Raw genomic sequence first — 25,992 nt, 5'->3', positions numbered from 1 at the left:
CGGGCCCGGGGTCACGGGGCCCAGTAGTTGCCGGACATCACCAGGTAGACGAGCAGTTTGATGGTCTCGCCGTAGTAGGTGTCGTCGTAGGGGTTGCCCGCCAGGTACTTCCACAGCGAATCGGTCCAGGCCTGGTCGCCCGCGACCATCGCCGCGACCCCGACCGGGTTGGCCGCGACCTCGGACTGGTCACTGGTCTTGGTCGGCGTGCCGTCGAGCCTGGTGTGCGGATAAATCTTGGCCGGGTTACCGCCGGAGTGGCTCTGGTAGCTGGCCGATTCCTTCTTGGCGACCTCGGTCGCGACCTTGCCGCCGTACAGCAGCGCATCGGTGCCCAGGTGCCAAGGCACCCGGACGGAGTTGTAGCCGACGATGTTGTCCGGCTGGTTCTCCAGATGATCCGCGGGCGCGGGTTTCGGGCTGGTGGTGTTCGCGCCGACCACGAAGTCCGACAGCAGATTCGCGTTCGGCGAGTACTTGGCGGTGAACTGCGTGATCAGCTGCTCGGTGCGGGTGACGACCTTGTTCCAGTCGTGCGCGGTGTCGTACTTCGCGAACGCGCGCAGGTGGTCAAGCATGAAGTCGGAGGGCCGGGTGTCGTCGTCGCCCGCGTCGTCGGCGATCTTGAGATGCCCATCGGAGGCGACGTCGTACTTGTAGATCTTGGCAAGCCAGTCCTTGGCGGCGGAGCGGTAGCCGCCCCATTGCTTGTCCGCGAGAATCAGCCCGTAGCCGACGTCGAGGTCGCCGTCGGTGGCCGAGTCAGGGGTGCCGTCGTCGGCGTACTCGCAGGTCTTGCCGTCGATCACCCACTGGAAGAGCCCCTTGCTGTCCCGGTGGTCCTGGACGAACTTCCACATCCCGGCGAAAATCGTCTTGGCCTGGTCGTCATACCCCGCCATCAACGGGACGATGTTCATCCCGTATCCCTGTGCCTCGGAAACCGTGCCCTTGTTGGGCGCGTCGTCGGTCGCCCAGACGAGGTAACCGCCGCAAGCCTGGCGGAGGTAAGTTTTCTTCCAGGAGTCGTACTGCTTCTTGACCGCGGCGTCCTGCTCGGTCTGACTGACCGAGGGGCGGACACCGGTCTGATAGGTGACGTGCGCCGGAAACGGACGCGCCACGGAAGCCGCGGCAGCGGGCCCAGCGCCAGCCAGCGCAGCAGCAAGCGAGACGGAAGCGGCGGCGAACAACGCCACCTTCCGGGAAGCGGGCATTTTCGGAGTCTCCTTGTTAGTAAACTTTCCTAACTAGGCGGCGTGAGAAGAGCCTGCTGTACCGGGTGTTTGGTGTCAAGATGTCCGGCCTCGAAGTCCAAGGTGAACCGGTTCCGTAGCGGTACGTGAGGGGAACCCTCACGGCCCCTGATTCCCTGAGGGTTCCCCTCACGACCAGCGACGGGTCCCTCCGCGGACAGCCCGCGCGCCCGCTGGCCCCACTCGCGAAACCGCAGCCAACGCACCCAGTGAACGGTGCACCCACACCGCCCCCGCACCCCGATACGAAGCCAGAATGCGGTCTGAGGATGCTTGTCAAGGCATCTTTCCCGCCTTGACAAGCACCCTCAAACCGTCAGCACAATCAAGCTTCGGGGTGCCCCACCGCGCGACCGACCCGCGATGTGCGAAGCACGAGCCGTCCAAAACGCCCCAGCGTTCCCAGCCCCACCGGCGCTCCCATGGGATCATCACCCCCGGCAACACCCCCAGGACCAGGGAGCCAGCATGACCACCGGCCGTCCGGCCCGTACCGAACTCAACAGCGGCATCCTCCCCGGCAACGTCCGGGCCGACGACTGGATCATGCTCGCCCTGGCGGTCGTCTCCACCGGAATGCTGGCCTGGCTCCTCATCAGCCCGCCCCCGTCGGACATCAGCCACTGGTTCTTCCTCGCGGACTGCGTCATCTGCGGCATCTTCTTCCTGGAACTCCTCCACCGCTGGCGCAAACAAGGCTGGCGCGCCGCCTTCCTGGCCCGCACCTGGTACGAAGTCTTCGCGATGATCCCCGTCGCCCACCCGGACTTCACCGCGAACCATCACGTCCTCGGCGTGATCCTCCTGATCATCCGGCTGGGAAGGGCCGCCGACCGCGCCGTGGGGGAGCAGTTCACCTACCGCCTGGTGGACAAGCTCTCCGAACCCATCGTCCGCGCCATCAAAAAACCGGTGACCATCGCCGTCCTGGACGAGGTGGTCAAGGTTCTCGAAACCGGAAACTACCCGGAGAACCTCGCCAAATCCCTCAACGAGAACAAGACCGAACTGCGCGCCATCATCACCGAAAAGATCTCCGAAGACCCGCAGCTGGGCAGACTGCGCAGGCTGCCGTTCCACGACGAGATCGTCCGCGCCACCGTGGACACGTCCTTCCGGGTCCTGCTGGAAGTCCTTCTGGACCCGCGGATCGACGACTTCTTCTCCTCCGTCGTGCGCGACAACCGCGAGCAGATCCGCCGTGCGGTCTCGCTCGGGCTGGCCGATGTGGACGACTCCCCGGACGAGCAGCTCCTGCGCGCCCGCACTCAGCGCACTGCCGCGCACGAGTACGACGCGAATCATCCGCGACGTTGATCATCCATTGTGGACGTATCTACGGTATGCCGTCGGGTGCGCACTCTCCGTTGCGGCACAGGAGATTCACAGCTGACGCCGGGCGGCGAAGGCGTCAACCGCTGAAAGAGTGCACTGTGGTCGCGCGGCACGCGCGCAGGTGGCTGGAGTAGGGTGAGATCTCCCGTTCCGTTGCTGCACAAGGGTTGTGTTGGCGCGAGTACGGGGCGTTCCCGGCGGAGCCGAGGCAGACTGGAGCCGGCGGGGAGGTTGAGCGCGGTTTGGAGTCGTGGACGTGATTGATAGCGGGCAGCAGGTACGCAGGTGTCGCAGGCGGGACTGCACGGAGGATTCCTTGTGGCGCGGACTGTGTTCCGTGCACTGGAACCGCTGGCAGAGCGGCGCGGACGCACTCGAGCTTCCAGACGATGACGTTCCCCCGCCGCCCGCGCAGGTCTGGTGGCCGCCGGAGCGTTCGCACGCGCCGCTGAGCAGCCGGGTGCCGGGCTCGTAGCAGTCTCCGGCGCGCGGCGAACACGGTCGGCGCGCGCCTGGTTACCTCACGCCACCGGAATCTGTTCCCAGGCCCGCGCGGATCCGGGAGCAAACGGCTTACCGGCGCGAACGCGGGATGTGCGGCTCGCCTGGTGCGGCGAGCATCCGCACCAGCCTGGCCCGCGCCACTCGGTAGAGCAGGTCGCCGTGCTCGTCGGGGACGACCCTGCCGTCGAGGTCCCGTCCGGCCGCCCGCACCACCACCTTGACCGCCTCGGCGGGCACCCGGCCCGCGAATTCCCCGGTCAGCCACGTGGTGACCTCGTCGGTCGCCCGGCTCCGCACCGTCATCGGACACTCCAGTCTCCGCTCGCGGGGCCGTTCGGGGCAGCCCCGGCACTGGTCCGACGGCCGCGCCCGGACCCCGTGACGCGAAACCCGGAGAGAAAGTCTTTCCCGGCGGTGCGGGTGAACCCGGGAGTAGGTCACCGCACCGCGTTACGGGCGATCACCTCCGCATACCACCGCGCGCTGCGCTGCTGGGTGTGGAAGTCGACGTGCACCAGGCCGAAGCGCTTCGCGTACCCCTCTGCCCATTCGAAATTGTCCAGCAGCGACCAGTAGAAATACCCGCGGAGATCAACGCCATGGGCCAGTGCGTCGTGCGTGGCTCGCAGATGCGCGTCGAGGAAGGCGATGCGGTCGTCGTCGGATACCTCGCCGTCGCGGATCGGGTCCGGATACGCGGTGCCGTTTTCGGTGACGTACAACGGCATCGGCGGATAGTCCCGATGCACTTGCCCCGCAGCGATTCGGTCAGCCCGCCGGGACGCACCTGCTTCCCGGCCGCGCCGAACCGGCCACCCGGTAGCCGCGGTAGTAGTTCACGCCCAGCCAGTCGATCGGCTTGCCGAGCACCGCCTCGTCGCCGTCGCGCACCACGGCGTCGGAGCCGAACCGCGCCAGGTCCTCGCGCAGGTCAGCGGGATAACCGCCGCGCAGCAGCGGGTCGAGGAACAACCGGTTCTGGAGTCCGTCGATCCGGCGGGCGGCATCGGCGTCGGCGTCGTCCGGCGAGTCCGCGACGACCGGGTACAGGTTCAGCGTGATCCCGGACGGGCTGCTCGTGTGCTGCCGGAGCGCGTCCATCGCCAGTCCGTGTCCCAGCAGCAGGTGATGCGCCGCCGCCACGGTGCCTTCCGGCGAGGTCCGGCCGGGCGCGTGGACGCCCGAGCCGTAGCCGAGCATCGCCGCGCACCACGGTTCGTTCAGCGTCGACCAGCTTGCCACGCGGTCGCCGAGCCGGGCCGCGATGGTCTGGGCGTATTCGGCGAACCGATACGCGGTGTCGCGCGCGGTCCAGCCGCCGCGATCCTCCAGTGACTGCGGAAGATCCGAGTGATACAGCGTCGCCCACGGCTGGATGCCCGCGCCCACGAGCCGGTCGTAGAAGTCCATTCCGCGCGGCTCCGGCTTGCCGTGCGACAGGATTCGCGGCCAGGAAAGGGAAAACCGGTAGGCGGTGAGCCCGAGCGAACGCATCAGCGAAGGTATCCCAGACGGACGTCTCGCGTCCGTCCACTGTGGTCGAGCCTTCGACCTGGAAGGCCGCCGTGGCGGCGCCCCAGCCGAACGCGTCCGGGAACGCGAGCACCTCGGGGATCGGCTGTGCGGACATGGTCACCCTTTCACGGCGCCTTGCATGATCCCGGCCACGATCTGGCGGCCGAGCAGGAGGAAGACGATGAGGATCGGAATCGTGGCCAGCGTGGTGCCCGCGAGCACCCGTGAATAGTCGACGTAGTAACCGCTTTGCGGTTTCTCCGGTGCCACCCGCACGGTCGGATTGCCCGCGTCGAGCACCACCAGCGGCCGGGCGGACCGCGGGCAGGCACACATTCCAGAAGACCCGGATCATGCTGCATCCGTCGACGCGCGCGGCCTCGATCAGTTCGTACGGCAAAGCGTCCACTGTGTACTGTCGCATCCAGAACACGCCGAACGCGGTGGCCGGGTTCGGCACGATCACCGACTGCAGCCCGCCCGCCCAGCCGAGCTTCGACACCGCGAGCGTCACCACGATGAACACGAACAAACCGTTGCGGCCGCGGAAGCGCAGTTTGGCGAAGGCGAACCCGGCCAGCGACGAGAACAGCACCGTGGTGAGTGTGACCGTGCCGCTGTCGGACGCCGGACGCGAGGTGCCCGGCGACGTCGCGGTGGTCAGCTTCGAGGACAACGCGGCGCTGGCACCGGCCATGACGCCGCCGTTGACCTCGGTGCACCAGGATCCGCGCGAGCAGGTCCACGCGATGGTCTCGACGCTGATGGGGCTGCTGGACGGCGAGGACGTCACGCCGGGCGCGCAGGTCCTGCCGGTGTCGCTGGTCGTGCGCGAGTCCAGCTAGCCCGGCTGGTCCGGGACCCCTCCCAGCCGGGTCGCCCTACCTTCCCGGGCATGGGAGCGAACGAGGGGCGCGGCCGGACCGCCGCGGCGCGGGTGCGGGAGGTGTCGACCCCCGAGCTGTACCGGCGCAACCCGTTCCGGATCGTCGGGCTCACCGCGGCCGCGACGCGGCGCGAGGTGCGGGAGCGGCGACTTCGAGTCCTGGGGGTGCTCGAAGTCGGCGGCGCGGTGCCGGACGGGGTGCCCGCGGACGCGACCGTCGACGAGGTGCGGGCGGCTTTCGACGCGCTCGGCAACACCGAGCACCGGCTCGTCGACGAGGTCTTCTGGACCTGGGGCCTGCCCGCCGACTGCGAATGCCCGCTCCCGCTCCACCGCGCACACGACAACGCGGTCGCCGCCTACGCGGCAGCCCTCGATGCGGAAGCCGACCGCACCGACGACCACCCCACTCCCTTGTGGACCGAAGCGGCTCGCTGCTGGACGGCGGTCCTGCGCAGCGAATCCTTCTGGCGGCATCTGAACCACCGCGTCGAGAAGCTGGGTGACCGGCGGCTCGACGAATCCACTGTGGACGGGCTGCGGACGGCGTTGCCGGACGCATTGCTCGCACCGTTGATCGAAGTAGCCACGCGCTCGGCTGAGCCGCGGCGGTTCACCGGATACCTTGCGTTGTTCGGAGCTGATCGGCACGCGGTCGAGGACGCGCGGGCGGCTATCGCGGACGGGACGTACCGGCGGGTCGAGGCGTTGCTCAAAGAGCTTCGGCGAGACCTGGACGGAAATCGGGTTCAGGCGGCCGCGGAACGAGCTATCGAAGAGACCGCACCGCTGCTCGACCGGCTCGAAGAGGTGGTTCCGCGGGCGGAATTCCGCCGGACCGCGTCGCTTTCGGAGTCGATCGCGGTGGTGGCGAACAACATCGGGGTCGCGCTCGCGGAGGTGCGCGGCGGGCCCGCGAGCCTGATCCGGGAGGTGTTCGCGGTCGCTCGTCGCTGCAGCCGCGACCCGGAGACCCTGGAAGCCGTGGCGCGCAACGAGGTCGCTGCCACGGCCGACGTCCCGGCTGCTCCGCCGGGGCGGGAACCGTCGGTGGCTCGGATCTTCGGTGCGTTGCTGCACGCGGTCGCGGCGACGGTGTTCCTCGCGTTCAAACTTCCGGAGGAAGTGTTTCCGGCGGTCATGTTTCTCGGAGCGGCGCCAGCAGCGCTGACGAATTGCGTGGTGGCGGCCCGGCCGTGGACCACACCGGGGCGGTACCCGGCTTTGCTGGGGCTGGACTTCGTGGTTTACCTCGCGCTCAGTCCGGTCGAGCTGCCGTATGGGGTGGCTATTGCCGTGGCGGCGGCGTTGTTGTACGTCGCCCCGTTCGTTCGGGTGCGGAGGAGCTTGTGATGCGAAACCGGCGAGGCGAACAAGCGCGGCAACGCAAGCAGCACAAGGAATTCCGGATCGCCGAACCTGGCCTTCAGCCAGAAGAACGCGCTCGGCTGCGGGAAGTGCTCGAACAGCTCTCCGCGGTATTGACTGCTAAGGACGACGCGCCGCCACTGTCCGAATCGGACTTGGCGGAGGCGGCGACGGCGTTGTGGCGGGCGCGGCGGAAGCTCGCCGGGGCTGAGGACCGCGCGGCGCGGCAGGCGGGCCGGTTCCTCAGCGCGAGCCAGGACGCGCTCGACGCGGCGGGGGTGCTGGTGCAGGACCACGACCGGATCCCGTTCGGCTCCGGGATGGCGCTCGAGGTGCTGTTGTTCCAGGACGAACCGGACCTGGACGTCGAGCGGGTGGTGGAGACCGTGCGGCCGTCGATTTACCTGACCGGCCGCCGGATCCAGATGGGACAGGTCATCGTCGGGCGCCCGGCCGCCCGGGGGAACGGGGAAGCGGATGCGTGACACGATCGATTTCGGGATCGACCTCGGCACCACGAACAGCGCGATCGCGGTGCTCGACGACGGTGCGGTGTCGGTGCTCAAGAACAACCTGCAGATGGATTACACGCCCTCCGCGGTCTGGTGCCGCAGGCGCGGCGTGATCGAGGTCGGGGCGGGGGCACGACGCAGGCTCGAAGACGACCCGGACAGTGTGCAGGTCGAATTCAAGCAGTCGATGGGACTGCCGGACGCGCGGCGGGAATTCCCGAAGGCCGGGGTCAGCATGACGCCGGTGGAACTGTCCGCGGAAGTGCTGCGGTCGCTGCGCGGTTCCGTCGCTCCGCGGGAAATGCCGGACGCGGCGGTGATCACCGTGCCCGCGGCGTTCCTGCTCAACCAGACCGAGGCGACCCAGGAAGCGGCGAAACTGGCCGGGTTCACCGGGAATTGCCCGCTGCTGCAGGAACCGACCGCGGCGGCGTTCGCGTTCGGCTTCCAGAACGAAAGCAAGGGCGCGCACTGGATGGTGTTCGACTTCGGCGGCGGTACGTTCGACTCCGCGGTGGTCAGCACTGCCGAGGGGGAATTGAGCGTGCTGCACCACGCCGGCGACACCCACCTCGGCGGACGCAACATCGACCACGCGGTGCTGGACCAGGTGCTGGCTCCGGAGGTGGTGCGACAGCTCGGGCTCACCGATTTCCGCCGGGACAATCCGCGCTGGCGACGGAACTTCGTGCGGCTGCGCAGTACCGCCGAAACCGCGAAAATCCAGCTCTCCCAGGCAGAACAGACTCAGGTGCTGCTCGACCTCGACCGGGGCGACGGGCAGGAGGAGATGTTCGAGTACACCCTGCGCCGCGAGGAGGTCGACCAGGTGGCGCGGCCGTTCTATCTCCGTGCCGTGCAGCTGTGCCGGACCGCGCTGGAGTCGGCAAACCTGCGTCCGGCGGACATCGACCGCTTGCTGCTGGTCGGCGGCCCGACCCTCGCGCCAGGGCTGCGCGAGCTGCTGGCCGATCCGTCGGCCGGGCTCGGCATTCCGCTCGACCACAGCCAGGACCCGAGCACGGTGGTGGCGCGCGGTGCCGCCGCATACGCCGGAACTGTGGCGCGCCCGCGGACGGTACGTCCGGCGAAACGCGGCGAGTACTCGCTGGAACTGTCCTATCCGGCCACCACCAGCCTGCCGAGCGTGCCGGTGTCCGGCCGTTGCTCGACGGACGGTTCGGCCGGCTGGGCGCGGTTCCGGATCGCGCTCAGCGCGCCGCAGCGCCAGCCGGTCTACCGGACGTCCGAGGTTTCGCTTTCCGCCGACGGCACGTTCACCGTCGACACGGTGCTCGACGAGCTGAGCACGAACCGGTTCGAGATCGAGCTGCTCGATCCGGCTGGCGCCCGTGTTCCGGTGCGGCCGGACTCGCTCACGATCACCCACCAGCTCAACGAAATGATGGGCCAGACGGTGGTCAACACGGTCGGCCTGACCGAGGCCGATGGGTCGTTCACTCCGATGCTGATGAAGAACGCGCCGCTGCCGGCGGCGAAACGGCAGACGTTCTTCACCACGGCGACGCTGCTGCGAGGCAACACGTCCTCGGTGATCCGGATTCCGGTCGCGGAAGGCGAACGCCGCCGCGGCGAGCGGAACCAGCAGGTGGGCGTCATCGAGATCCGCGCCAAGGACGTGCGGTTCGACCTGCCGCGCGGCAGCGAGGTCGTGATGACTTTCGAGATGGACGATTCGCGGCAGGTGTCCGTGGTGGCGGAGGTTCCGTTGCTGGACAACGAGTTCGAGGCGGTTATCGATCTCAAACAACAGCAGGTGCCGGATCCGCAGACCCTGCGGCGGCTGCTGAACGAGCTGGAAGCGCGGCACGAGCAGGTGCGGACGCAGGTCGAGGGGACGCGGTCGGACCGGGCGCGCGGGCTGCTGAACCGGCTGGACGAACAGGGCAGCGTCGCGGCCGTCCGCGACGAGGTGCGCTCCGGGGGAGCCGACGAGGGGGCCGCGGTCGCCGCGGAACGGCGGATGCGCGACGTGCAGGCGGATCTCGACGACATCGAGGCGGAGCTGCGCGTTCCCGAGGTGCTGGAACGGCTGCGGGACCAGATCGAGCACTGCCGCGAGCTGGTCGACCGGGCCGGCGCGGACGAGGACCGGACCGAGCTGGCCGGGATCGAGCGCCGGTACGCGGCCATCGCCGAATCACCCGACGTCGAGGCGGGCGAGCGGCTGTCGGATCGGGTGCTGGACCTGCAAGTGCTGTTGCTGCGCCGGGACGGTTCGCTGGACCTGGAGGTGTTCAACGCGCTGCGGGCCGCGCGCGACACGATGTCCGACCCGGCCCGCGCGCGGGAGTTGATCCGCGAGGGCGAGCACGTGGTCGCGACGTCGAACTGGGCGGCGCTGCCGGACGTCAACCGCCGGTTGCGCCGGCTGCTCCCGGACGACCGGCCAGGTCAGCCAGGCGGCGGGATTCTGCGCGGGGAGCGGGAATGAGCGGGCTTTCGCAGGCGCTGGAGCGGGAACTCGTCCTCGCCGAAGGAGCTGACCTCGCCCGGCGCGGCGACTACGAGGCGGCCGCCGCGCTTCTGGAACCGGATTCGGCCGGTGATCCCGCGCGGCTCGATCTGCTCGCTCGCGTGCACGCGCAGTCCGGCGATCTCGCGGCGGCGGACGCGGCGTGGGCAGCTGTCTTGGCTTTGCGGCCGGGCGATTCCGCCGCGGAGGCGGGACGTCGAGTGATCGCGAAAGTCCACTCTGGACGATTGCGGCGGCGACCGGTTCGCCGGTATCTGCTGACTGCCGGTGCGGTGGTGGTGCTCGGCGCTGCGATCGCGGGCGGGGTGGTGCTGACTGCGCGACAGTCGCCGCCACCTCCCGTCGCTACGGTGGCCAAGTCGGACGGCGGTCTCCGCGCAGAGCTGGATCGTCTCCACGGCGAGGAATCCCGCGATGCCACCGCTGCGAAGGAACGGCAGGAAAAGCTGAAGCAGCTGGCGGAGACGTTGGCGGCACCAGGTGTGTCCGCAAAGGCCGGTTCCGACGCGGTCATCGTCAGTTTCGACCGCAGCCTGTTCAGTCCTAATGCGACAACTCCGAACGAAGCCGGGCGAACTGCGTTGACGGACTGGGCTCGTGTCCTCAAGGGACAGTCCATTCGCGTCACCGTGATCGGCCACGGCGTCGCTGTCCCCGGCGGACCGGCGAGCGGCGGTTCGACGGTCTCCTTGGCTCGCGCGTCCGCTGCGGCCCGAGTGCTGGCCGCGGAGAGCGGATTGCCGCTGACCGCGTTCGCTGTCTCCAGCGCGGACCAAGGCGCGGACTCGGCCCGGACGGTCACGCTCGAAGTGCGACCGACCGGCGCATGAACGCCACGTAGAGCGCGCCGGGCACAATCAGTCCGAGCAGCCACGAGATGTCCGCGCCGCCGAGTAGCGGGGCGATCGGGCCGACGAAAATACCTTCGACGTTGGCGAACGGGATCTGCACCGCGATGCCGAGCACGTACGCGGCCAGCGCGGGCCAGGCCCAGCGACCGTAGCGGCCGTCCGGGTCGTAGAGCGCGTCGAGGTCGTACTTCTCCTTGCGCAGCAGATAGAAGTCGACCAGGTTGATCGAGCTCCACGGCGTGAGGAAGTACAGCAGGAAGTCAAGGAACAACACGAAGTTCGACAGGAATTGCCCGCGGCCGAGGATGGCGATGACCGCGCCGACCACGCCGACGCCGGCGATGTAGCCGATCCGCGTCGCCTGGGAGAGCGCCGCGCGGCGACCGAAACCGGTCAGCGCGGTCGCGACGGTCATGTAGCCGCCGTAGATGTTCAGCACGTTCACCGTGAACTTGCCGAGCGCGATGGCCAGCAGCAGCGGGATGAGCAGCGCCTCGCCGCCGAGGCCGACGACGTACGCGACTTCGTGGCCCTTGAACGCCTTCCCGGCAATGGCGTAGGCGAGCGCACCGAACGACATCGCCCACACCGCGCCGAGCACCGTGCCGCCGTAGGTCCACCAGAACGTCGCGCGCACCGACGTCGCCGAGGGCAGGTAGCGCGAGGTGTCGGCGACGTACGGGCCGAAGGTGAGCTGCCACGACGCAGTCAGGGAGACCGCGAGCAGGAACTTCGGGAAGTCCAGGTGCGGCGCGGCGAACACGGTGCCGAGGTCGTGCCCGCTGATCAGGCGAATCGTCAGGTAGAGGAAGACGACTACGGACAATGCGGACGCGATCCAGCCGAACCGGTGAATCAGCCGGTATCCGATGATCGCGAGCAGCGCCGAGGCGAGTGCGTAGACCGCGATCGCGACGTCCGTCGGCAGGTGGGTGATCTGGGCGACCGCCTGGCCGCCGAGCAGCGAACCGCTCGCGAAGTAGCCGAGGTACATCACCACGACCAGCACCAGCGGGAGCGCCGCGCCGTACACGCCGAACTGCGCGCGCGACTGGATCATCTGCGGAATGCCGAGCTTCGGACCCTGCGCGGCGTGCAGTGCCATCGGAATGCCGCCGAGCGCGTTGCCGGCCACGACCGCGACGATCGCCCACAGCGGATGCACGCCGACCAGCACGGTCAGCGCGCCGGTGACCGCCGACGTGATCTGCGTGTTCGCGGCGAACCACAGGGTGAAGAGACTGCGCGGGTGCCCGTGCCGCTCGGACTCCGGCACCGGGTCGATCGAGCGTCGCTCCAGCGTGGCCGCCACGTGCTCCTCCTGCGGTTCTTCGGTGAATGCGCTGGACGAACTCAACGTCAGCACGGCCCTTTCGGCCAAGTAGCCGCCGGCCGATTCTGTCTCGGATCCCAGACCCTGACTAGCTGTCAGCGCCTGGCAGCGCACTGCCAGCGGAGTGTGCGGCCGGTGCCAGCGATGCCAGCCACTCTTCAGACATCACCAGCTCACAGAGGAGAACAATGCAGACTCCAGTCACCATCATCGGCGCCGGCCTCGGCGGACTGACCCTGGCCCGGGTCCTGTACCTGCACGGGATTCCGGCCACGGTCTACGAGGCCGAACCGTCGCCGATGTCGCGGTCCCAGGGCGGGCTGCTCGACATTCACGATTACAACGGCCAGATCGCCGTCGAGGCGGCCGGCCTGATGGACGAGTTCCGCGGCCTGATCCTCGAAGGCCGCCAGCAGATGCGGATCCTCGATCCCGACGGCACCGTCCTGCTGGACCACCCCGACGACGGCACCGGCGGCCGTCCCGAACTCCTGCGCGGCGAGCTGCGGCAAATGCTGCTCGACTCGCTCCCGGACGGCACCGTCCGCTGGGGCCGGAAGGTCAGCGGCGTCCGCACGGTCGCCGACGGCCACGAGGTTTCCTTCGCCGACGGGGGTTCGGTCGTCGCGAAGCTGCTGGTCGGAGCGGACGGCGCGTGGTCGCGGGTGCGGCCGCTGCTGTCCGACGCGGTGCCGGAGTACCTGGGCCTCGCCTTTATCGAGACATATCTCTACGACGCCGAGACCCGGCATCCGGCGGCCGCGAAGGTCGTGGGCGGCGGCGGGATGGGCGCCCCAGGGCCGGACCGGCGCATCATGGTGCACTGCGAACGCGACGCCTTGCACACCTACGCGATGCTCAAGAAACCGGCGGAGTGGTTCGACGCGCTTGAAGGCCTCGACACCCCGGACGCGCTCGCCCGGATCGCGGCCGAGTTCGCCGAATGGGCCCCGGAAATCCGCGAGCTGATCTCCGGCGGCGACACCGCGCCGATCCTGCGCAGGCACTACACGCTGCCGGGCGTGCACCGGTGGGAGCGGGTCCCGGGCGTGACGCTGATCGGCGACGCGGCACACCTGCGCGGCCCGAACGGCGAAGGCGCGAACCTGGCCATGCTCGACGGCTCCGACCTCGCCCAGCTGCTGGCTGCGCATCCCGACGACGTCGAGACCGCGCTGGCTCTGCACGAGGAACGGATGTTCGCTCGCAGCGAGGAAGTGGCCGCGGAGTCCGCCGAGATGGTCAAGCGGATCACCGCCGACCACGGCAAGGACACCGCGAAGGTGGTCGCCGAGGGGTTCCGCCGGATGCTCGCCAAGAAGCGGGAACCGGTGGAGCGGGTCAGCTGAGGCGCGCCGTGCACGTACGTCAGTGGGAGACGCTGCCCAGCCGGTGCGCTTTGAAGAACTGAAGGATCACCGGGGTGGCGTCGATGGCGGCAGGGGTGTCGGAGTCGTTGTTCGGCCGGGTGCTGGGCCAGACGTGTCCGGCCCCTTCCACCCGGAAATGCGCCAGCGAACATCCCGGCCACCACTGCGTCACCACGCCGCGCACCGGAGAAACCGAGACCGGATAAGGGAAACACCGGTCACGCGCGGCCCAGCCGTTCAACCAGTCCGGAATGGACGGCAGTCCCTTGGCCGGATTGCCGGTGTAGGGAATGGTGGTGTCGGCCGTGCCGTGGAAGTCGAGCAGCGCGACCTTCCGGCTCGGATGGCAGGCACCGCCCTGGGGGTAGAACGCACCGGAAACCGGGGCGAACGCGGCGATCCGGTCGGCCATCCGGCACGCCAGCACGCCGACGAATCCGCCGCCGTTCGATTTGCCCGCCGCGTAGATCCGGGCCGGGTCCACGCACATCCGGTGCTGCAGCGAGGTGAGCAGATCGCCGGTGAACCGCACGTCGTCGACCGGGGCCGAGTAGGGCGCACCGGTCCAGGCGGATTTGCCGTCGGTTCCGGTGACGCCCTGCGGATACACCGCGATCACGTCCGAGCCGGAGAAGCCGGACAGTTCTTCTTGGTACTCCGCGGTGCGGCCGTGCCCGTGATAGGAGAGCACGACCGGGTACTGCCGGTGCGGGTTGTACCGCGCGGGCACGTAGATCCGGTACTCGCGATCGATCCCGCCGGAGGTCAGATGCTCGACGGTCGTGGCGCCAGGGCTGGCCACCGCCCGCCCGCACCCGGTCGTCGTCGATACCGGTTCGGCCGATGCTGGCGCGGCGACCACCCCGAGGCCGATCGCCGCCGCCAGTACGGCAACGCCTGCACGGAAACGTCCGGACATCCGATCCTCCTCGATCGACGGGCGAGCGCGACCATAGTCACCCCGGATCGGCCCCGGACGAACCTTTCGTTCATTGAGTTAACGGCTACGCTCGATCGTGTGACGGACGCGGAAGAGTCCTCTGTCAACCGCATCACCGGCGGCCAGTTCGACAAGGTCGTGATGGCCGGGGCGGTGCACGGCGACATCAACGTCGGCCGATCGGGCGACAGTTCGGCGGATCTGGCCGACCCGCTCATCGCCTCGGTCCGCCTGCGACCCGGCGGAACCCTGGCCGACCTGGTGCTCGACACCGATCCGCCGCAGGTCGCCGTGCCCGGCGGGACGGTCCACATCGTCACGGTGGAAGCCAGGACGAACCGCGCCGTCGTCCTGCAATCCGCGCGGGTCGTGGTCGTCTCGCGGACCCCGCCGCGCCCGGCCTGCCTGCTGATCCGGGTCGGCGGGATCCTGGAACCGCGCCCCTTCACGACCGACTTCGACGCCCCGTCGCCGCGGCTGGTCGCGCGGGGCCCGGACTTCCCGTTCACCGTCAGCGCGACCGACGTCGAGCAGTTCGAGATCGAACCGATCACCACCACCCGCGAGGTCGCCTGGCGGCTGGAAGTGGACTGGACCTGCGCGGGCCGCCATGGCACCACGGTCATCGACAACCACGGCGAGCCGTTCCACGCGTACCCGGTGCCCGTTCTCTACTCCGGCCGCTCGCACACGGTGCTCAGCTCCGGCTGTGACCTCTTCCACGAACGCGGCTGCCCGTCGAACCTGCTTGCCGCGTCGGGTGCGCCCGCTTCGCTCTGGGACCGCGAACAGCCGCCGCCCTACCCCGTGCTGCCACCTCTCAGGGATGCCCCGGCCTTCGTGGACCTGGATCCCGACCTGAAGGAATCGTGGCCCGAATACCGCAGGGCCGCCAATGCCATCCGGATGTCCGCCGCTGAGCCGGACTTCCGCGGCCACGAGCCACCGGAGTACCGCTCGTTGCTCATTCGAGTGCTGCGCTACCTCTTCGTCTCCGGCCAAGCTCATCCCGGCGTCGCACTGGGCAGGCTCATCCACGCCGAATGGACCACGGCGCTGGGCGCGGACCACCCGGACACCCTCGCCGCCGCCAACCGCCTGGCCGGTTGCCTGATCGGCACCACCGAGCACGCGGAGGCACGCGACCTGCTGTCCGACCTCCTGCCCCGGGCGAGTCGCGTCCTCGGCGAAGACGATCCGCTGACGTTGATCGTCGCGAGCAACCTCTGCGTGGCGTATATGGGGTTGAACGAATTCGAACGCGCTCGCGACCAGACGGAAGACGTTCTGGCCCGAACCCGCCGTGCGCTGGGTCCGGATGCGCTGGGCACCTTGCGGACTACCGGCAATCTGGTCCAGATCCACCTCCGCCTCGGCGACCGGGCTTCGGCGCTTGAGGTGTTGGACGATCTGCTGCCGAGATGCCGAAGGGCGCTGGGGGAAGACCATCCGCAGACGGTGAGTGCTGCCGCGGCGCTGGCTCAGATCCAGGAGTGAGCCAGGATGTGCCTTGCCGCGGGGCGGTGTCCGCCGCAGTGAGATGGTCCGGACCGATGCCCGCGGCGGGATGGACCGGGATCAGGGCGGTCGCGAGGCTTCCTCGGCGTTCGAGGAACCGCTGCCGGGCGCTCGGGAACAGCCCGAAGTCGTCATCGAGCCACGCCAAGGGCCGCCCCGCCGCGAAGTGTTTACAGTCCGGGTGCTGCTCGTAGGCGCGCACGCCAACCACGGAAAGCGCGGGCTCGCCGAGCGTCCGCCGCCCCGCCTTCCCTCCTCAGCGCGAGACGCGCCACGCGCTACCCAGCCCCTCGCCGGGTCAAGGACGACAAAACCCCTTCGCCGCCAACACCCGCTCCAGCGAGGCCGTCACCTGCGCCCCGGAAAGCTCCCCGCTCTCCACCGCCCGCTGGAGCCGGTCCACGACCGCCCCCACGTCGTTGTGCCCGGACGAGAACAACGCCTGATCCGCCCCCGCCTGCAATGCCTTCAGCACCGCATCCGGCAGCGCGAACCGGTCCGTGATCGCCTTCATCCCGCCCAGATCATCGGTGATCACCGGGCCGGTGAAGTGGAACTCGTTGCGCAGCAACTGATACGCCTGAGGCGCCAGCGACGCCGGCTCGTCCCCGGTCAGCCCCGGCACCTCAAGATGCCCGACCATCACCGCGACCTGCCCGTACTCCGAGATGTCCCGATAAGGCACCAGATCAACCCGGCGCAGCTGATCCAGCGGCGGCGTGACGACGGTTCCCCGGTGCGAATCGCCCGAACCATGGCCGTGGCCAGGGAAATGCTTCAGCACCGGCTGCACCCCGCCCGCGCGCAGGCCCTCGGCGAAGGCCATCGCGTACTGCCGCACCTTCTCCGGGTCCGGGCTGTAGGAACGGTCGCCGATCACCGCGTCGTCGGGTTCGTCGCTCACGTCCGCGTCCGGTGCGTAGTCGACTGTCACCCCACGTGCCCGCAGTTGCTTGCCCCGCTGCTCGCCGATCGCGCGCACCTCGTCCGGTGTCTTCGAGGCCGCCAGTTGCCGGGCGCTCGGGAGCGAGCCGTCGAGGTCGTCGATGCGCTGCACGCGGCCGCCCTCCTCGTCGACGGCGACCGAAACCGGGATCTTCGCCGCCCGCTGGACGCCGTCGAGCGCGCCATTTTGCAACAGCGTGGTCTTTTTGTCTCCCACGAAGATCCCGCCGACCTGCTGCGTCCGCACGAGGTCCGCGACGGCCGCCGGATCGCCCGCGTTGACGCCCGGCACCACCAGTTGCGCCACGCGCGCCCGCGGATCCATCGCCGACACCGCCGAGGCGCAGGTCCCCTGTCCCGGCACAGTCCGCGCCGGCGAGGTTGACGCAGGTGGAGCGGCTTGCGGCGAACTTCCCTCGCTCGGCGGTGCGAGCGGGGCGGGCGTTGCTGTTCCGGAAACCGAACGATCCCCGGAACACGCGGAAAGCGCACATATGAGCGCTAATCCGCTGACGGCGCCTGCGATGCTCCAGTGGGGTCGTGCGTGCGCCTTCATCATTTCCTCTGCTGGTCCGGACGGGTCTCCGTGACGGTAACCGAACCCCACCGGCGGGCCCAACTTCACGCTGTGAAGAATGAGCGCGTCCCGACTAGAGATTTCGTGAAGCCGCGGTAGGCACACTTGCTGGCACACGACAGGCGAGTGCTCTGCACCGGGGAGGCAGCGATGAATCAGGTCAAGGTGGCGGCATGGGCTTCGGACCCGATCACCCTCGCGGGCCTCATCGACCATTTGCGCACGCGCCGCGAGGTGCGGGTGATGCCGGGCCAGCAGCGCGGTGAAGCCGCGGTGCTGGTGTTCGCCGCGAACCGCGTCACCCGCGAGGTGAAGGCGGCGCTGCGGGCCGCGGCCTCGGAGACCCCCGCGGCGATCGTGTTCGTCGCCGGATACGTGGACGCCGACGATCTGGCCGAGCTGGCCGCCTGGCACGTCGCCGCGGTGCTGCCGCGCGACGCGATCGGCGGCGACCAGCTGGTGCGCAGCATCGTGGCCGCCGCTTCCGGACGCGAGACCTCGATGCGGGATCTGCTGCAGCAGGCGGAGACCCTGCGCCGCAACGGCGACCGCACCAACCTGTCGCCGCGCGAGGTCGACGTGCTGCGGCTGATGGCCGAGGGCTGGGACACCGCGGAAATCGCGAACAAGCTCTGCTACTCGGAGCGGACCGTGAAGAACGTGATCTACGGAATGACGAACCGGCTCAAGTTGCGGAACCGTCCGCACGCCGTCGCCTACGCGCTGCGCGCCGGAGTGATTTAAAGGATGCTCACCACGTGCGAAAGCTGACCCGGCGCCCGGCCGTTGCCGCGCTCGCCGCCGCATTCCTGTTACTGGCGGCCGCGTGCGGTTCCGCCGCGTCCTCGGGGAAGATCACGCTGAGCGTGGCCACGTTCGGCGAGTTCGGCTACGCGCCGTTGTTCGAGCAGTACGAGAAAGACCATCCGAACATCGAGATCCGCGGCCGGGTCACCGATTTCGACACGCATTTCAAGAGCCTCGCCACCCAGCTGGCGGCCGGTCGCGGCGCGGCCGACGTCGTCGCGGTCGAGGAGCAGTACATCCCGAAGTACATCCGGGCCAAGGACAAATTCGTCAACCTCGCCGATTACGGCGCGGACAAGCTCAAGCAGCAATGGGCGCCGTGGAAGTGGGCGCAGGGCACCGCGGGCGATTACGTCTTCGGGCTCGGCACCGACATGGGCAGCCTCGCGATGTGCTACCGCCGGGATCTGTTCCAGCAGGCCGGATTGCCCACCGACCGCAAGGCCGTCGCCGAGCTGATGCCGGACTGGCAGGGTTACGCGAACGTCGCCGGCCGGTTCACCGAAAAGCTGCCGAAGGTGAAGTTCGCCGATTCGGCGGGCACCGTCTACACCGCGATGCTCAACCAGTCGCCGGAGAACTACTTCTCCGCCAAGGACGATTCCTATATCGCCGACCGCAATCCCAGCGTGCGCAATGCTTTCCAGTTGTCCGGCGGTCTCGCCCAAGCCCACGAGACGGCAGGCGCGACCACCTACACCCAGGCCTGGAACGTCGCGATCAAACAGGGTGCCTTCGCCACCATCGCGTGTCCGGCGTGGATGCTTGCGCAGATCAAGGAAGCCGGCGGCGACGCGGGCAGCGGCAAATGGGACGTCACCACGGTGCCGGGCAACAGCGGCAACCAGGGCGGTTCCTTCCTCGCCGTGCCGAAGCAAAGCGCGCACCCGAAGGAAGCTTACGATCTCGCGCAGTGGCTGACCGCGCCCGCGCAGCAGAAACGGCTTTTCCTTTCCGACGGAATCCTGCCGAGCGAGCCCAGCGTGTACCAGGATCCGCAGGTCGTCGCGCACACCGATCCCTATTTCTCGAACGCCCCGGTCGGCCAGATCTACGCGGCGTCGGCGGACCGGCTGCGGCCGAACTACCGCGGCCTGCACGACGCGGACGTGCGTCCCGAGTTCGGCCGCGCGCTCGGCCGGATCGAGGACGGGACCGAGAACGTCGAGCAGGCGTGGGCCGACGCGGTCCGGATGGGCCGGGACGCGATCAAGTAGCTGTCGTGGACCGGAAGCTCACCCCCTACGTCTTCATCCTGCCGTTCTTTGTCCTTTTCGGGGTGTTCGGCGCGTTCCCGCTGCTGTACACGTCGTGGGTTTCGCTGCACCGGTGGGATTTGCTGTCCGGTCAAGAAGGCGGCCTCGGCCTCGCGAATTACGCGGAGCTGTTCAGTGATCCGCGGTTCTACAACGCGTTTTTCAACACCGTCAGCATCTTCCTGCTCGCCGCGATTCCACAGTTCTTCCTCGCCCTCGGAATTGCCGCGCTGCTGAATCGGCCACTGCGCGCGGCGACCTGGTGGCGGGCCGGGCTTTTGCTGCCGAACCTGGTGTCCGTGGTCGCCGTTGGGCTGGTGTTCGCGCAGTTGTACAGCTCGGGCTACGGCGTGGTCAACGAGGTGCTCGGCTGGTTCGGGGTGCCGCCGGTTTCCTGGCAGTCGCACCAATGGTCGTCGCATCTCGCGGTCGCGAGCATGGTGATGTGGCGTTGGACCGGCTACAACGCGCTGATCTACCTGGCCGCGATGCAAGCGGTGCCCCAGGACCTGTACGAGGCCGCCGCGCTCGACGGCGCCTCGCGCTGGCGGTCGTTCTGGTCGATCACCGTGCCCGGCATCCGGCCGACGATCGCGTTCACCGCGGTCGCGGGGACGGTCAACGGCCTCCAGTTGTTCGCCGAGCCGCAACTGTTCGATGCCACCGGCAACGGCGGCGCGGGCGGCAACGACCGGCAGTTCCAGACCCTCACGATGTACCTGTACGAAAAGGGCTTCGGTAAATTCGACGCCGGATACGCGGCGGCGTTGTCCTGGGTGATGTTCCTGATCTGCCTGGTGTTCGCGATCTTCAACTACCGGCTCGTGCGCCGGTTCGTGGGTGCGCCGTGATCCGCCGGGGCCGGGCCGGGGGCTGGGTGTACGCGGTGCTGGTGGGGCTGGTCGCCTCGTCGCTGTTCCCGCTGTACTGGTCGTTCGTGGTGTCCACTCGGGACAACGCGGCGATCGGCGAGACCTCTCCGCTGCTGCTGCCCGGCGGCCATCTCTTCGACAACGTCCAGCGCGTCTTCACCACTGTGGATTTCTGGCTGGCGATCGGCAATTCGCTGATCGTCGCGACCACCGTCATGGTGTCCAATGTGGTCCTGTCCAGCTTCGCTGGCTTTTCCTTCGCCCGGCTCCGGTTCCGCGGCCGCAACACGTTGTTCCTCATCGTGGTCGGCTCGGCGATGGTGCCCGCACAGCTGGGAGTCGTTCCGCTTTACCTGGTGGTGAGCGATTTCGGCTGGTACGGCCGGCTTGAGGCGGTGATCGTGCCCGCGCTGGTGAGCGCGTTCGGGGTGTTCTGGATGCGCCAGGCGTGCGAGGGTTCGATCGACCAGGACCTGGTTGACGCGGCCACTGTGGACGGAGCGTCGGTCCTGCGCACGTTCTGGCACGTGGCAGTCCCGGCGATCCGTCCACAAGCGACCGTCCTGGCGATGGTGACCTTCCTCGGTGCCTGGAACGACTACTTCTGGCCCCTGGTGGTCCTTGACCCGGCGCAAACGCCGACCGTGCAGGTGGTCCTGTCCCAGCTGGCGAGCGGCTACTTCACCGACTACGCCCTGATGCTCACCGGCGCGACACTGGGCGTGCTGCCGGTGATCGTGCTGTTCCTGCTGCTGGGGCGGAATCTGGTGCGCAGCATCTCGACTGGGCTCAGGACGTCGTGAGTGTTGATCACGGTGAGCACCGTGATCAACACTCACGACACATACCGCCCGAAGAACCCCGCAATCGCCGCCCGCTGCACGCTGATGCTCGCCCGCGGGTCAATCGTCCCGATCCGCGTTCGCCGCACCTTGGGATCAACCGGTACCCGCTGCGCCAGCTTCGGCAGAAACCACTGGACGTCGGTGTAGCTGTAGTGCATCGCGGTGGCCAAAGTGATGTCCTGCTTCGGCACCGACGTGTGCTCCCACAACGACTTCCATGCTGGCGATGTCCGATGGCTGCGCGCCTGGCCGTCGCTGGTGCTGCCGGACGACCCCATCAGCAGCACCGGCCGCGACACCCCATCCGCGCCAGCACGCGTGAGCTGCTCGCCGTCGACGTCGTAGGCGAGCCAACCATCCAGGTCGGCCGCGGCGTCCACTCGGGAGTCCACCGTGGACACTTCGGCGGCCGTGTCCCCGCCGAACGAATGCCCGATCGCACCGACTCGGCTCATATCCATCGCCTTGCCGAGCCCAGGAATACCGGGCAGCTGGTCAAGGGTGAACCGGACATCCGCGACCCGCGTCCGCATTCCGGCGACCAGGTCCTTGCTCTGCTGGGAGAACACCACGCGTCCGCCGGGGAAAACGACGAACGGCGCCTCGCCGGTGTGGTCGATGGTCACTACGACGTATCCGCGGCTGGCGAGATCCTCGGCGGTCGCGCTGCCCAGCGCCCGCAGCGACGCCCAGCCCGGCGAGTACACGACCACCGGCCATCGCCCCCGCACCGGCGCGTTCGCCAGGGCATGCGTCTCGACCGCCGCCCAGTCGACCTTGCCGGTCGGCAGCCCCAACGCCGGTGCCGCGCCCTGGTCGAAGTACGGTACGGCCGCCGCGGGCAGATAGCGCGCCTTGGGCCCAGCGCCAGGCCGGGTGGGGTACCAGACGCTGATCATCAGCTCCCGGTTCCGCGCCTGGTCGACGAGGTGGACGTCGCGTTCGCCGATCGCGTGCGGCCCGGACGGCGTGGGCAGGTCGAAGGTGATCGCGGTTTCAGCCGCAGCGGGTGCGGTGCCCAAAGCGGTCACGAGGAGGGCGGCGGCGAGGACTGTTCGGAAGCGCATGCCCGAACCCTGCCGTTCCAGCCGGGGTGCCCGCGCCTGCTGACAGTCGCCAGCAACCCCCGACTTTCGTCAACCCGTCCGGCGCGCCACGGTGATCGCCAGCTCGCTGCGCGACGGCGCGTCCAGCTTCCCGAGCAACCGCACGACGTGCGCCTGAACCGTCCGCCGAGGCAGGCGCAGCTCCGTGGCGATCTCCGGGTTGGACCGGCCAGCAGCGACGAGCCGGGCGATTCGGACCTCCAGCGTCGACAGCGACTCCCAGCCGTGCTCCGGCCGCGCCGACGCCAGCGAAGCCCCACGCTGCACGCCGACCGCCTGCAACCGCGTCTCCGCGTGCTCCAGATTCCACGCCGCCGAGAGCTCCGTGTACAGCGAAGCCGCCTCATCGAACGCGGCCTGCGCGGCATCCAGCCGGCCGACGCGAGCCAGCAGCACCGCCGCGTCCTCAAGCGCGCTGGCCAGCTCCGGTTTCCTCCCCACCGCACGGAAATGCCCGACCGTCCGCAGGACCGGATCCGGATCCTCGCCCAGCAACCCCCGGCACCATTCAGCAGCCGCGAACGCCCGCGCCGGTTCGAGTTCCTTCTCCGCCTCTTCGACACACACCGCCAGCGCCCGCTCCGCCGCCGCCCGGTCGCCCGCCGCCAATGCGATCTGCGCGAACTGCGGCAGCCACTGATGCCGCAGCATCATCTGCGCGTAAGTCGGATTCAGGATCGGCTCGAACACCGTGATCGCCTTCTGCAGATCACCCTGCTGATAGGCGACCAGCGCGTGCGCGGCAAGCAAGAAGTCGAAACTCTCCCGCTCGGCACTGGTCGCGGGCGCGTGTTCCTCCGCCGCGTCGAGCAGCGCGGCCGCCTGCGCGCGCTCGCCTCGTCGCGCCGCGATGAGCGCCGCGACCCCGTGCAGCAGCAGCGCCGCCGCACCCGGTTCCCGCAGGCCGAAGAAGGTGATCGCCGGACCGTCTTCGGTCACCGTGTCCAGTTCGACCAGCGCTTCGTCCCACCGGCCTTCCCAAAACCGGTGCACCGCCACGGAAACCTGCAACCCGCTCGGCATGCTGTGCCGCCGCGTCACCTCGGCGGCCTCCTGCAGCGTGCGGTTCGCGTCGTCCAGCCGGTCGAGGTTCTGCAGCGTGAAGACGCGGTTGTCCAGCAGATCCAGGTGCAGATCGGCCAGTTCGTGCTCGTCGCCGACGGCCGCGATCGCCTCGTCCACGTGCTTCAGCGCGCTGGCGTGATGCCGCCGCACGGAATCGACCAGCCACAACGTCTGCAGCGCGTGCGCGGTCAGGTAGCGGTCGCCGTCCGCCTCGGCCCGCGCGCGATGCGCGGTCTTCTCCGCGACATCGAGGTCGTCGAGTCCGCCGCGCCGGAAGTTCGCGAGCAAATGGCGGCCGCGGACCCGCCACAGCTCCGGGACGCCCGGGTCCGTCGCCGGATTCCCGAGCGTCTCCACCGCGAGCTGCACGTCGCCGCGGCGGAACCGCATCGCGGACACTACGTGGCGCATCTCCGCCGCGTTGTCCGGATCGCGGGACAGCGCCAGTGCTTGCAGCGCAAGGTCTTCCGGGTTCCGTTCGAGCCGGAACAACACTCGCACCAGCGCGACCAGCAACGGTTCGCGGCGAGGATCGTCGTCCTCGACCACGGCGAGCGCGCGCTCCAGCAGCTCGACCGCGATCAGCGGGGCCCGGTTCGACACCGCGCTCTGCTGTGCCACGAGCCAGTCCAGCACCCATGGATCCACAGTGGACGGAACGGCGACGAGCTGCTCGGCGACCCGCTTCACCGGCGCGCCGATCCTGGCCAGCGCTTCGGCCGCCTGCCGATGCTGCGCGGCCCGCGTTTCCGGCGGCAGATGGTGGTACAACGTCTGGCGCAGCAAGGGAAGCCGGAACGCGAGCTGGGTTCCGGTGTCGAGCAGGATGTTGTCCGCCACGGCCGCTTCGAGCGGGCCGAGCAGGTCTGAGGGACGCTGCCCGAGCACCGCCGCGATGTCGCCGACCGCGAACTCCATGCCGAGGATCGCACCCCAGCCCAGCACATGCCGGGTCTGCGCGGGCAGCAGTTCCAGCCGCCGGTTGACCGCCGCGACGATCGATTCCGGCGGCTCGAACCGCAGCGGATCCGGGACGTCGGCGAGCCCGTCGCGGTGCTCGACCGCGCCCGAGTGCACCAGCGCGTCCAGCATTTCCTTGAGGTACAGCGGATTGCCGCCTGCCCGCGCGGTCAGATCCCGCAGCCGCGGCCCGGGATCCGCGCCGATCTGCCGACGTAGCAGGGACAGGACGTGGTCCTCGCCGAGCGGGCCGAGGTCGAGCACGATCCCGTCCCGCGTCTCGACGCCGCGGCGCAGCTGGGTCATTTCCGGCCGCTCCGGTGCCGGTCGCGTCGCGGCGACCAGCAGCAGCGGCAGCTGCCGGGCGGCCGCGGACAAGCGGTGCCACACCAGCACGCTCGATTCGTCCGCCCACTGCAAGTCGTCGACCACGAGCAACAACGGCGATTCGGCACACAGTTCGTCGACGAGCGCCAGCAGCCGGTCCACCGAGTCCAGCACCGGATCGCCGACGCGCCGCACCGGCTCTTCGCTGCTCAGCGCGACGCGTGCCCGGCGCGGATCCGGCGAATGCGGATCGATCGCCAGGCATTCGTGCATCACCTGCAACGGGAACCGCATGCTCAGCTCGTCCGCGGTGACCCAGGCGACCTGGAGGCCACCGGCGTCGCCGAACGCGTGCGCCAGCAGCTCCGACTTCCCGATCCCGGCCTCGCCCTCGATCCACACCGCCCGGCCGCGGCCCGCGCGGACGCCGTCGAGCAGCTTGCGCAGCTTGCCGACCTCGGCTTCCCGGCCGAGCAACAGGTCTCCCGGCGCCCGTACGACCGGTTCCGGCACCTCGGGGCGCGGCAGATCCAGCGCCGGGTCCTCGGCGAGCACGCGCTGGTGCAGTTCACGCAGCCCGGGTCCGGGCTCCACCCCCAGCTCGGCGCGGAGCGTGCGGCGCGCTTCGCGGAACACATCGAGCGCGTCGGAATGCCGTCCGCTGCGGTAGAGCGCGAGCATCAGCGAGGCCCGCAGCGATTCGCGCAGCGGATATTCGGCGGTGAGCGCGGTCAGCTCGGCGATGATCTCCTGGTGGCCGCCCATTTCCAGCCTGCTGCGGGCGGCTCGGTCCAGGGTGTCCAGCCGCAGCTCGGCCAGGTACGCGCGATGCCGCTCGGCGAAATTTCCGGGCACCCCGGACAGCGCTTCGCCGTGCCAGAGCTTGAGCGCGGCGCTGAATTCGGCCACCGCCCGGTTGTGCGCCCCGGCCTCGGCCTCGCGCTTGCCGTTCTCCCGGTGCTGCTCGAACTTCGCCGCGTCCAGCGCTTCCGGCGCGAGGTCGAGCGTGTAACCCGCCGGACCGGATCCGAGCACGGTCGAGGCGGACCACCGGGTGCGTTCCGGCTCCAGCGCGCGGCGCAGTCCGGAAATATAGGTGTGCACGCTGCCTTCGACACTGGCCGGCGGCGACTCGCCCCATACGCCCGCGATCAGCTCCGCGCGCGACACCGGCCGTCCGGCGGCGACCGCCAGCATGGCGAAGACCGCCCGCTGCCGCGCGGGTCCGAGCGAGATCTCGGTCGTCCCGCGCCAGGCGCGCAGCGGGCCGAGCGCCGTCACCCGCAAATCCCCTGGCATGCCGTTCCATTCGCCGTGTTGACCGAGTTTACCGCCTCGATCATGGAC

At 69.2% G+C, this 25,992-nt stretch carries 19 protein-coding genes and 3 pseudogenes; 12 read left to right on the top strand and 10 right to left on the bottom strand.

All coding sequences use genetic code 11. From position 1 onward, the window contains the following. Nucleotides 1-11 precede the first annotated feature (11 nt). Entirely contained in the window at nucleotides 12-1,217 is a 1,206-nt protein-coding gene (locus BM362_RS13905) for a glycosyl hydrolase family 8 (protein WP_093573336.1), read from the bottom strand. Nucleotides 1,218-1,724: 507 nt separating this feature from the next. On the opposite strand from BM362_RS13905, the gene BM362_RS13900 reads away from it, so the two are divergent. After that, the gene (locus BM362_RS13900; protein ID WP_067575792.1) at nucleotides 1,725-2,573 is read left to right on the top strand and encodes an ion transporter; all 849 of its coding nucleotides are present in this window, start codon (nucleotides 1,725-1,727) and stop codon (nucleotides 2,571-2,573) included. 591 nt (nucleotides 2,574-3,164) lie between these two features. Here the strand turns inward: BM362_RS13900 and BM362_RS13890 are convergent. The 4 genes and pseudogenes from BM362_RS13890 to BM362_RS13880 all read right to left on the bottom strand — a co-directional run. Then, nucleotides 3,165-3,398, bottom strand: a complete 234-nt coding sequence (locus tag BM362_RS13890) for a hypothetical protein (RefSeq protein WP_093573335.1) — start codon at nucleotides 3,396-3,398, stop codon at nucleotides 3,165-3,167. Between the two features lie 134 nt (nucleotides 3,399-3,532). Continuing rightward, a complete protein-coding gene (locus tag BM362_RS50260) occupies nucleotides 3,533-3,823 on the bottom strand; it encodes a family 1 glycosylhydrolase (RefSeq protein ID WP_342029800.1) in 291 nt (96 codons plus the stop codon). 40 nt (nucleotides 3,824-3,863) lie between these two features. Continuing rightward, nucleotides 3,864-4,725, bottom strand: a pseudogene (locus BM362_RS13885) (glycoside hydrolase family 1 protein). A 2-nt stretch (nucleotides 4,726-4,727) separates the two neighbouring features. Continuing rightward, nucleotides 4,728-5,229 (bottom strand): annotated as a pseudogene (locus BM362_RS13880) (carbohydrate ABC transporter permease); the annotation flags it as partial. Between BM362_RS13880 and BM362_RS13875 the strand changes: the two are divergent. The 5 genes and pseudogenes from BM362_RS13875 to BM362_RS13855 all read left to right on the top strand — a co-directional run. Then, nucleotides 5,228-5,455 (top strand): annotated as a pseudogene (locus BM362_RS13875) (substrate-binding domain-containing protein); the annotation flags it as partial. The pseudogenes BM362_RS13880 and BM362_RS13875 sit on opposite strands and share 2 nt — an antisense overlap. A 50-nt stretch (nucleotides 5,456-5,505) precedes the next feature. Beyond that, entirely contained in the window at nucleotides 5,506-6,849 is a 1,344-nt protein-coding gene (locus tag BM362_RS13870; protein ID WP_093573334.1) for a hypothetical protein, read from the top strand. Beyond that, nucleotides 6,849-7,349: a hypothetical protein gene (locus BM362_RS13865; protein WP_067575801.1), complete on the top strand. Its 501-nt coding sequence runs from the start codon at nucleotides 6,849-6,851 to the stop codon at nucleotides 7,347-7,349. The genes BM362_RS13870 and BM362_RS13865 overlap by 1 nt, the downstream gene beginning before the upstream one ends. Beyond that, nucleotides 7,342-9,831 carry an Hsp70 family protein gene (locus BM362_RS13860; RefSeq protein WP_093573333.1) on the top strand — a complete coding sequence of 830 codons (2,490 nt, stop codon included), beginning with the start codon at nucleotides 7,342-7,344 and terminating at the stop codon, nucleotides 9,829-9,831. Before BM362_RS13865 ends, BM362_RS13860 begins: the two co-directional genes overlap by 8 nt. Next, complete coding sequence (locus BM362_RS13855; RefSeq protein WP_093573332.1) at nucleotides 9,828-10,703, top strand: OmpA family protein; 876 nt, start codon at nucleotides 9,828-9,830, stop codon at nucleotides 10,701-10,703. The genes BM362_RS13860 and BM362_RS13855 overlap by 4 nt, the downstream gene beginning before the upstream one ends. Here BM362_RS13855 and BM362_RS13850 read toward each other — a convergent pair. Then, nucleotides 10,672-12,036: a purine-cytosine permease family protein gene (locus BM362_RS13850; RefSeq protein ID WP_067576526.1), complete on the bottom strand. Its 1,365-nt coding sequence runs from the start codon at nucleotides 12,034-12,036 to the stop codon at nucleotides 10,672-10,674. The genes BM362_RS13855 and BM362_RS13850 overlap by 32 nt on opposite strands. 209 nt (nucleotides 12,037-12,245) lie before the next feature. On the opposite strand from BM362_RS13850, the gene BM362_RS13845 reads away from it, so the two are divergent. Next, the gene (locus BM362_RS13845) at nucleotides 12,246-13,406 is read left to right on the top strand and encodes an FAD-dependent oxidoreductase (protein WP_093573331.1); all 1,161 of its coding nucleotides are present in this window, start codon (nucleotides 12,246-12,248) and stop codon (nucleotides 13,404-13,406) included. A gap of 19 nt (nucleotides 13,407-13,425) precedes the next feature. Here the strand turns inward: BM362_RS13845 and BM362_RS13840 are convergent, their stop codons facing one another. After that, nucleotides 13,426-14,346 carry a CE1 family esterase gene (locus BM362_RS13840; RefSeq protein ID WP_067575809.1) on the bottom strand — a complete coding sequence of 307 codons (921 nt, stop codon included), beginning with the start codon at nucleotides 14,344-14,346 and terminating at the stop codon, nucleotides 13,426-13,428. Between the two features lie 99 nt (nucleotides 14,347-14,445). On the opposite strand from BM362_RS13840, the gene BM362_RS48200 reads away from it, so the two are divergent. Further along, a complete protein-coding gene (locus BM362_RS48200; RefSeq protein ID WP_208865179.1) occupies nucleotides 14,446-15,864 on the top strand; it encodes a tetratricopeptide repeat protein in 1,419 nt (472 codons plus the stop codon). 319 nt (nucleotides 15,865-16,183) lie between these two features. On the opposite strand, the gene BM362_RS13830 is transcribed toward BM362_RS48200, so the two are convergent. Beyond that, nucleotides 16,184-17,155 carry a glycoside hydrolase family 3 N-terminal domain-containing protein gene (locus BM362_RS13830; RefSeq protein ID WP_067575810.1) on the bottom strand — a complete coding sequence of 324 codons (972 nt, stop codon included), beginning with the start codon at nucleotides 17,153-17,155 and terminating at the stop codon, nucleotides 16,184-16,186. A gap of 402 nt (nucleotides 17,156-17,557) precedes the next feature. Here BM362_RS13830 and BM362_RS13825 point away from each other — a divergent pair, with 402 nt between their 5' ends. The 4 genes from BM362_RS13825 to BM362_RS13810 are packed head-to-tail and all read left to right on the top strand — an operon-like array spanning nucleotide 17,558 to nucleotide 21,145. After that, nucleotides 17,558-18,151, top strand: a complete 594-nt coding sequence (locus BM362_RS13825; protein WP_009083220.1) for a helix-turn-helix transcriptional regulator — start codon at nucleotides 17,558-17,560, stop codon at nucleotides 18,149-18,151. Between the two features lie 14 nt (nucleotides 18,152-18,165). Beyond that, entirely contained in the window at nucleotides 18,166-19,431 is a 1,266-nt protein-coding gene (locus BM362_RS13820; protein ID WP_067575811.1) for an ABC transporter substrate-binding protein, read from the top strand. A gap of 5 nt (nucleotides 19,432-19,436) precedes the next feature. Continuing rightward, nucleotides 19,437-20,321 (top strand): carbohydrate ABC transporter permease, encoded by an 885-nt coding sequence (locus tag BM362_RS13815; RefSeq protein WP_167545284.1) that lies wholly within the window; start codon nucleotides 19,437-19,439, stop codon nucleotides 20,319-20,321. Then, a complete protein-coding gene (locus BM362_RS13810) occupies nucleotides 20,321-21,145 on the top strand; it encodes a carbohydrate ABC transporter permease (RefSeq protein WP_208865203.1) in 825 nt (274 codons plus the stop codon). Before BM362_RS13815 ends, BM362_RS13810 begins: the two co-directional genes overlap by 1 nt. 32 nt (nucleotides 21,146-21,177) lie before the next feature. Here BM362_RS13810 and BM362_RS13805 read toward each other — a convergent pair whose 3' ends face one another. Together BM362_RS13805 and BM362_RS13800 are read right to left on the bottom strand one after the other, a co-directional pair. Continuing rightward, entirely contained in the window at nucleotides 21,178-22,254 is a 1,077-nt protein-coding gene (locus tag BM362_RS13805) for an alpha/beta hydrolase family protein (RefSeq protein ID WP_093573329.1), read from the bottom strand. Between the two features lie 69 nt (nucleotides 22,255-22,323). Next, the gene (locus tag BM362_RS13800; RefSeq protein WP_067575814.1) at nucleotides 22,324-25,944 is read right to left on the bottom strand and encodes an ATP-binding protein; all 3,621 of its coding nucleotides are present in this window, start codon (nucleotides 25,942-25,944) and stop codon (nucleotides 22,324-22,326) included. Nucleotides 25,945-25,992 lie beyond the last annotated feature (48 nt).

It is taken from the genome of Amycolatopsis rubida (genome assembly GCF_900115345.1).
In the GTDB taxonomy this organism is placed as follows: domain Bacteria; phylum Actinomycetota; class Actinomycetes; order Mycobacteriales; family Pseudonocardiaceae; genus Amycolatopsis; species Amycolatopsis rubida.
This window is presented reverse-complemented; position numbering and strand designations above follow the sequence as displayed.